General features: G+C 34.0%; 5 protein-coding genes and 1 pseudogene. 2 read left to right on the top strand and 4 right to left on the bottom strand.

Translation table 11 applies throughout. The annotated features are described in order from the left end of the window. Positions 1-38: 38 nt before the first annotated feature. Positions 39-1,421 (bottom strand): tetratricopeptide repeat protein, encoded by a 1,383-nt coding sequence (locus QNJ66_RS25175; RefSeq protein WP_300511412.1) that lies wholly within the window; start codon positions 1,419-1,421, stop codon positions 39-41. Between the two features lie 409 nt (positions 1,422-1,830). Between QNJ66_RS25175 and QNJ66_RS25170 the strand changes: the two genes are divergently transcribed. Together QNJ66_RS25170 and QNJ66_RS25165 are read left to right on the top strand one after the other, a co-directional pair. Further along, a complete protein-coding gene (locus QNJ66_RS25170; RefSeq protein WP_300511411.1) occupies positions 1,831-2,514 on the top strand; it encodes a Uma2 family endonuclease in 684 nt (227 codons plus the stop codon). Between the two features lie 26 nt (positions 2,515-2,540). Further along, positions 2,541-3,155, top strand: a complete 615-nt coding sequence (locus QNJ66_RS25165) for a Uma2 family endonuclease (RefSeq protein ID WP_300511409.1) — start codon at positions 2,541-2,543, stop codon at positions 3,153-3,155. A gap of 29 nt (positions 3,156-3,184) precedes the next feature. Here QNJ66_RS25165 and QNJ66_RS25160 read toward each other — a convergent pair whose 3' ends face one another. From QNJ66_RS25160 to QNJ66_RS25150, 3 genes and pseudogenes are all read right to left on the bottom strand, one after another. Beyond that, on the bottom strand, positions 3,185-4,105 hold the full coding sequence (locus QNJ66_RS25160) for an Rpn family recombination-promoting nuclease/putative transposase (RefSeq protein ID WP_300511408.1): 921 nt from the start codon (positions 4,103-4,105) through the stop codon (positions 3,185-3,187). 224 nt (positions 4,106-4,329) lie between these two features. Then, positions 4,330-6,966 carry a bifunctional acetaldehyde-CoA/alcohol dehydrogenase gene (gene adhE / locus QNJ66_RS25155; RefSeq protein WP_300511407.1) on the bottom strand — a complete coding sequence of 879 codons (2,637 nt, stop codon included), beginning with the start codon at positions 6,964-6,966 and terminating at the stop codon, positions 4,330-4,332. A gap of 415 nt (positions 6,967-7,381) precedes the next feature. Beyond that, a pseudogene (locus QNJ66_RS25150) lies at positions 7,382-7,965 on the bottom strand (DUF4351 domain-containing protein); the annotation flags it as partial. Positions 7,966-8,088: the final 123 nt, after the last annotated feature.

The raw sequence follows: 8,088 nt of genomic DNA, 5'->3' as shown, positions 1-8,088 counted from the left end.
AAGTTATAGCAATAGACAGGCTAGTTAGGACACATAAATTATATTTTAAGGGAACAGGGAACAGGGAACAGGGAACAGAAAAATGTCCTAATAGCTTTGGCGACTGCTATACATAAAGCTACCCCTCGGTTATTCCAAGCTTGATGATCATCTGGTTTTAACTGTAAAGCTTTGTCATAGGATGCGATCGCTTCATCCAACCTTCCTAACTGACGTAAAGCTATCCCTCGATTACCCCAAGCTTCATAATAATCTGGTTTCAACTGTAATACTTTGTCGTAGGATGCGATCGCTTCATCGAACCGTCCTAAGTTACATAAAGCTACCCCTCGGTTATTCCAAGCTTCATAATAATCTGGTTTCAACTGTAATGCTTTGTCATAGGATGCGATCGCTTCATCGAACCGTCCTAAGTTATATAAAGCTCTCCCTCGGCTTTTCCAAGCTTGATATAAATCTGGTTTCAACTGTAAAGCCTTGTCATAGGATGCGATCGCTTCATCGAACCTTCCTAAGTTATCTAAAGCTACCCCTCGGTTATACCAAACTAGATAATCATCTGGTTTCAACTGTAAAGCCTTGTCATAGGATGCGATCGCTTCATCGAACCTTCCTAAGTTATCTAAAGCTATCCCTTGTTCAAACCAATTAGGATAGTTATCTACTTCAAATTTAACTATCTTCTCAATATTCTTCTCAGATTGATTTTTTTGAGAATTTGGATAACAGGAAATAACCCTATTATTTGCTTCTATTGCTTCTGTATAGCGACCTAATTTTTCAAGGACAATTCCTTTTTGAATCCAAGCATCCATATTGTTCGGATCGATCGAAATCATTTGCTCAAAAACATCAAGAGAAGTTTGATAGTTTTCTTCTTCAATATATTGAAGTCCTAATTCAAATAATTCTAAATTTTCGTTTTGATTCATAAGTGTTTGAACCTTATCTGTTGTTGTTTGAGAAGGGGTTGTATTTTTTGTTTCTGATGGGATTCGGTTTGATTCTGTATTTTGTAGATTATTCTCTTGAAAATTTCCAAACTCCGAACCCCTAACTCCAAACTCCGAACTCACGTTTCTAGCAATATTGCCCAATTTTCCTGACGCAATATTGCTCAATTCTTCTAAATCTTGCCCTAATTGTTGATAATTATCTTTATTATCGAACCATTCTAAACTTTTCTTTTCTATCCATTCTGCTAATTGATCAGGTTTGATATTACGACTTATTAAAAACCCTTGACAACTGCCCCAAGACCTTCCTTTTTTAATTGCTGCCAGCAAAGCAAATAAGACACTTTCGTACTCAGCATCAGATAAACTGGGTTGAGAAAGAGTATCATCGGTTTCTATAGCGTCAGAAGAAGTATTAAAGAGACTTTTCAGCCAATTCCAGATTTTTTTAAGCCAATTGATCATAAACTTCTAGGGTGGGGAAAATAGAGAGTTTTGGGAGTTCGGAGTTCGGAGTTCGGAGTTCGGAGTTAAATATTAGGTGTACATCATGAGTCCGAGAAAAGCTATAGCATTACAAAAAATGGTTAGGAAACATATATTTTTGTTTTAGGGAACAGGTAACAGGGAACAGGCAACAGAAATAAATAAAATGTCCTAAAATTAATGCGTATGGCTATATATTTAAACTTACTATATCTTAGAAAACTTTGCCCACCTGAAGTAATTTAGGAAAATTAAACATAACATAAAAATTCCGTAGGGGTTTAACACTGTTAAACCCAGAAAACTTATTTTCTCATAACTAAAACCTGATTGCTATAGAATATTTAAGATATAATACAGTTAATGTTATCAAAAAAATATCAAAAAGATGGTACAGCAGATAACTAACCAAACTGAAAACAATATTATCTATCCTGATAGTGATGGTCAACCTATGGCCGATAATACTAAACAATTTCGCTTAATTGTTACCATTAAAGAAAACTTAGAGTTATTATTTGCAGATAATCCTAATATTTTTGTCGCTGGTGACTTGTTATGGTATCCCCTTAAGGGTAATAATAAACTACGACGCGCACCCGATGTTATGGTAGTATTTGGTCGTCCGAAAGGTGATAGGGGTTCCTATAAACAATGGGAAGAAAATAACATCTCTCCGCAAGTTGTTTTTGAAATACTTTCCCCTGGTAATACGTTAGCAGAAATGAGCCAAAAATTTGAGTTTTATAATCGCTATGGGGTAGAAGAATATTATGTATATGATCCTGATAAAGTTGATCTTTGTGGTTGGATAAGAGTAGAAAATAGTTTAAATTTAATTGAAATAATGGACGGATGGATTAGCCCCCGTTTAAAAGTTCGCTTTGAAATTACTGATAATAATCTACAAATATTTAGCCCAAACGATGAACCTTTTTTAACTTATGTAGAATTAGGAAAATTGAAACAAGAGGCAGAAATAAGGGCTAAAAAAGCTGAACAAAGGGCGGAAAATGCTGAGGCTAAAGTTAAAGAATTAGAAGCTAAATTGCGAGAATTAGGACAACTGTAAAATTTTCAACTAATAACTAATCAATTATGATTAAAACGATTACTCAACCAATAACACTAGAGGAATTTTGGGACTGGTATCCCGATGGTTTCGGACGTTATGAATTACACGATGGGGCAATTTTTGAAATGCAACCAATAGGAAATCATGAAGAAGTAATTAGCTTTATTATGATGGAATTAGCTATACAAATCGAAAAACTTGGACTTCCTTATCTGATACCCAAACAAGCTTTAATTAAACCTCTAGATACTAATAAATCTGCTTACAACGCTGATGTACTTATTCTTGATCAATCTAACTTAAATGATGAACCATTGTGGAAAACCAGATCAACTATTACCCAAGGAAAAACTGTTCCCTTGGTGATAAAAGTTGTTAGTACAAATTGGGGTTATGATTATGGACATAAATTGATTGATTATGAAGCTTTAGGGATAGCTGAATATTGGATTTTTGATTATTTAGGCTTAGGAGGAAAACGTTATATTGGTGATCCAAAACAACCAACTATTTCTATTTATCAATTGGTTGATGAAGAATATCAAGTACAACAATTTAGAGGTAATGATATCCTTATTTCTTCTATTTTTCCTGAGTTTAATTTAACAGCGCAACAAGTATTTGATGCTGCGAATTAGTGGATAAAATGCTCTTAAATATAAATATTTTATTGATTTGTATTTAACATATTCTCTAAATCTTCCCAACTATTAATATTAAAAATATTAGCAATGATAACATCTATTTCTTGACTAGATAGTGTTTCTATTTTTTGACGATTTTTTAAAGAAATTTCGCCTAATTTTTGTTGCAGTAATGTAATAATTAATTCAATTTTCCCCTTTATCTTACCCTCAATTATGCCTTCTTCTCGACCTTTTTCTTGTGCATATAGTGTAATTCCTTCTTGGTCAGTTAACCAAATAGTTCGATTTTGTATCTCTTCTAATTCCTCTCGATTTAAACCAGCAAGATTAGCAATTTCTAGTGCTTGATTTAATGCGGAAACTGATTGAAAATCAGCCGGTTTTTCTCTTAATTCTGCGGCATTTTTGATAAAGTAAATCCATTTATCACTAATAGTTTCTAACTCCTCTAATGATTTATTGAACTTCCTTAATTCCAAAAACACTAACTTAATTTCTTCATTATAAACAAATTTCTGCTTTTCTTCTTGAAAGACAAATGAGTTAATAATTTCTGTATTATTATCGAACATAATAAAGTCAACAATAGTTAAAGCAATGACAGGATTAAGTAAAATATATCTCTCTCCTGAGTCTAATTGATTGGCATAACTTTTAGCTGCATTATACATAACCCTTTTATCAAAAGCATATTTATTTAACACTTGCATTTCAATTAAAACTGTTGTGTCATTGTCTAGTTTTGCTTTAACATCTAAATAAGTATCTTTTAACCCAAAACTTGCCCCTGGAGAGTAAGGATTTAAAATTTCTAAATCTTGAATAACCTCTTTTTCATGATATAAAATTGCATTTAAAAAACTGATTAAAATTTCCTTACTTTGATTGGAACCAAAAATTTTTTTAAACGCATAATCTGTTTTAGGATTAATAAATCTCATTTTTCTTTCCTGATTAAATACTATTATGCTTGATCATTCACCTTCCTTTCTTCATTCTAACACCAGAATTTAGAAATCATTTTGTTGTTTATAAAAAAAGACTAACCCTAAACATCAGCAGAAACGAAAAATAGTTGTAAGGTGGGTATTGCCCACCCTACGGAGTTTTGATACTAAGAATTAGAAACTAAAACAATACGATAACAGGCGTTATTAGCTGCTTTTTAAGCCTTAATTAGTTCAGTTTTTTTGGAACCATTCGACTCAACATTTTTATCTTTACCAGCATAGGCTAAAATGTAAAGATCCTTTAAATCATTCATCAAAGGATAACGAGGGTTTGCCCCTGTACATTGATCATCAAATGCTTGTTCTGCTAACACTTCTAAAGACTCATAAAACTCTTGATCTTTTTCTCCAAGTACGTCTTTAATAGTGGCAGGAATATCTACCTCACGTTTTAGGTTTTCTACTGCTTCAATTAATTTTTCTACCTTTTCGTCTTCACTGTCTCCCCCAAGGTGCAAATAATCAGCTATCTGTGCATAACGGAACTTGGCATTGGGGAATTTATATTGAGGGAAAATGGCCTGTTTAAAAGGTGCATCGGTGCTGTTATAACGGATAACATGAGAAATCATCAGCGCATTAGCTAACCCGTGAGGAATATGAAAAGTAGATCCTAATTTATGGGCTAAGGAGTGACAAATTCCTAAGAAAGCATTAGAAAAAGCCATACCTGCAATAGTCGCTGCATAGTGTACTTTTTCCCTAGCTTTGCTATCAGCAGCACCATTTTTATAGGCACTGGGAAGATAGTCAAATAACAGTCCGATGGCTTTTAATGCTAACCCATTGGTAAACTCGGTTGCGAACACAGAAACATAGGCTTCTAAGGCATGGGTTAAGGCATCAATTCCCCCAAAAGCGGTTAAACCTTTCGGCATATTCATCACTAATTTAGGGTCAACAATAGCCATATTTGGGGTCAAAGCATAGTCAGCTAAAGGATATTTAATACCTGTGCTTTCGTCCGTTACTACTGCAAAAGGTGTCACCTCTGATCCTGTTCCTGATGTGGTAGGAATAGCCACCATCATCGCCTTTTCTCCTAATGCCGGTAACTCATAAACCCGTTTACGAATGTCCATAAACCGCATAGCTAACCCTTCAAATTCGATTTCTGGATGTTCGTACATTAACCACATAATTTTAGCTGCATCCATCGGAGATCCGCCACCAATGGCGATAATAACATCAGGTTCAAAGCTATTCATTAAAGCTAAACCTTTGTTTACGGTGGCTAAAGTTGGATCTGGTTCAACGTCGTAGAAAATGTCATATTTAATATCCATTTCTTCTAAAACTTGTTCCATTTCTTCAGTTATTCCAAACTCATAAAGAGGTTTATCGGTGACAATAAATGCCCTTTTTTTCCCTGTTAAATCTTTTAATGCCACGGGCAAACAACCGTATTTAAAATAAACTTTGGGAGGAACTCGGAACCAAAGCATATTTTCTCTTCTTTCTGAGACGGTTTTAATATTTAATAGGTGATTAATATTAACATTTCCAGCAATAGAATTACCTCCCCAACTACCACATCCTAAAGTTAAAGAAGGGTCAAGACGGAAGTTATAAAGATCACCAATCGCACCAACAGATGTAGGAATATTAATCAGTACCCTAGCTACTTTTATCTTGTTCTCAAAGTATTCAATATGTTCATGATTATCGGGAGCGGTATACAATGCTGCTGTATGACCACGGCCAGCAAATTCTACTAATTGATAGGCTTTTTCTACTGCATCCTCAAAATTATTCCCCCGATACATCCCTAAAATAGGGGAAAGTTTTTCGTAGGAAAATGGCTCATCATAACCAATTTTTTCGATTTCACCGATTAAAACTTTTGTACCTTCAGGTATTTTTATATCTGCAATCTCTGCTATTTTTGTCACAGGTTGACCAACAATTGCTACATTCAATTTACCATTAATAATAACGGTTTTGCCTAATTTTTCTCGTTCTTCTGCTGTTAAAAAATAAGCCCCTCTTTCTTGGAATTCTTCTCTAACTGATTCGTAGACTTTATCCTCCACAATCACTGCTTGTTCCGAGGCACAAATCATGCCATTATCGAAGGTTTTACTGAGAATAATTGAAGAAACTGCTGTTTTAATATCTGCTGTTTGATCGATGACTGCGGGGGTATCTCCTGAACCCACACCAAGGGAAGGATGACCGGAAGAATAGGCTGCTTTAACCATTCCAGGGCCACCAGTTGCTAAAATTAATTTAGTGTCAGGATGCTGCATTAAAGCTTGGGATAATTCAATGCTAGGTTCATCTATCCAACCAATTATATGTTCTGGACATCCTGCTTTTATTGCTGCTTCTAAGATAACTTTTGCTGCTTCAATAGTGCATTTTTTAGCCCTGGGATGGGGAGAAAAAATGATCGCGTTACGAGTTTTTAGGGTTAATAAGGCTTTAAAAATTGCTGTGGATGTGGGGTTAGTTGTAGGGACAATACCTGCAATAATTCCCAATGGTTCAGCTATTTTTTGAAAGCCGTAGGATTCATCTAATTCGATGACACCGCAGCTTTTAGCATCTCGATATTTATTGTAAACGATTTCAGAAGCAAAATGATTTTTAATTACTTTGTCTTCAACGATGCCCATTCCTGTTTCTTGTACTACCATTTTTGCTAATTGAATTCTCGCAGAATTAGCAGCAATGGAAGCTTTTTTAAAGACATGATCTACCTGTTCTTGGCTAAACGTAGCATATTTTTCTTGAGATGCTTTGACTTTTTCGATTAATTCTTGTAGGTTCTCTAGATTATTGACTATCATTTGTAATTTTTCCTAATATCAATGAGGTTAATTTTTACTTTTATTATAACGTTTAGCATCTTAAAAAAATATTAGTATTTTGCTAGTTTTCTTGTCATAGCAGGAGAGATAAAAAGTAAAAATCTTACCACGAAAATAGACAAAATATTTAAAAATCACTAATTAATTTAATATAATTGTTAATGTTTACTGGTTACTATAAAAATATGGCCTTTACTTAACATTTTCATTGAGTATAAAAGGAAGCAAAAATATCATCAGGTAGAGGTAATTAAAATTATTAGGAACTTTAAATTTTTTTAATTCTATTTGATGACTTGATAGTGGGCAAAGTTAATCTATTCTTATGTCAATTTAATAATTTTTACGATTTGCCCACCCTACAATTTATTTATTCTTATTTAAGAGATGATGATTAATTATTCAACCAATTAATTAAATCATCAAGATTAGAAAAGTCTAATAATGCTTCTCCTAATGCTTCTATTTGCTCTATATTTAAAGTATTAATCTCTGTTTTTATGGTGGGTGGAATCTGTCCTATTTTTCGTTCAAGAAGACGAATAACTAAGGCTTTTTCTCGTTCAATTCCCTGTTCAATTCCTTGTTCAATTCCTTGACGCATCCAACTTGTAGTAATTTGCATAACTTGCTCCTGTGTGGGTTGACTAAAGGTATTAAGTTCTTGTTGAAAGTCTCTTTCTTCTGATGGGTTTAAGGTTAGATAAGTATCTATAAAACCAGAAATTAATTGCATTCTAGCAGGGTCTAGTTTTAATGTTACCAGTAGACGAAGACATTCTGCTTTAACTTTGGCTCTTTCTTTAGCATCCATGTTCATTTTAGCCATTAAAGCAGATGAAACGGGGTTAGATTGTGTTAAAAAATCTCGCCAATGTAAACGGTTTAATTGAATAACTTGATAGTTAAATTCTAAGACACTTTAAAATCAGGAAAGTTGACTTGATGTTGATTGGTGGCTGCTTTTTTGGGGGGAGCATCCCAAAGTTGCAAATTGTCCTTGATTGATAATAGTTGATCTGATTAATTTCCCCCCGTCTCCCCATCTCCCCCTCTCCCCGTCAAACTCCAAGAATAAGTTTTTGGCAAAAATGGGATGCT

It is taken from the genome of Crocosphaera sp. (assembly GCF_030064895.1).
In the GTDB taxonomy this organism is placed as follows: domain Bacteria; phylum Cyanobacteriota; class Cyanobacteriia; order Cyanobacteriales; family Microcystaceae; genus Crocosphaera.
The sequence above is the reverse complement of the archived record's forward strand: the minus strand, read 5'-3'. Positions and strand labels throughout refer to the sequence as shown.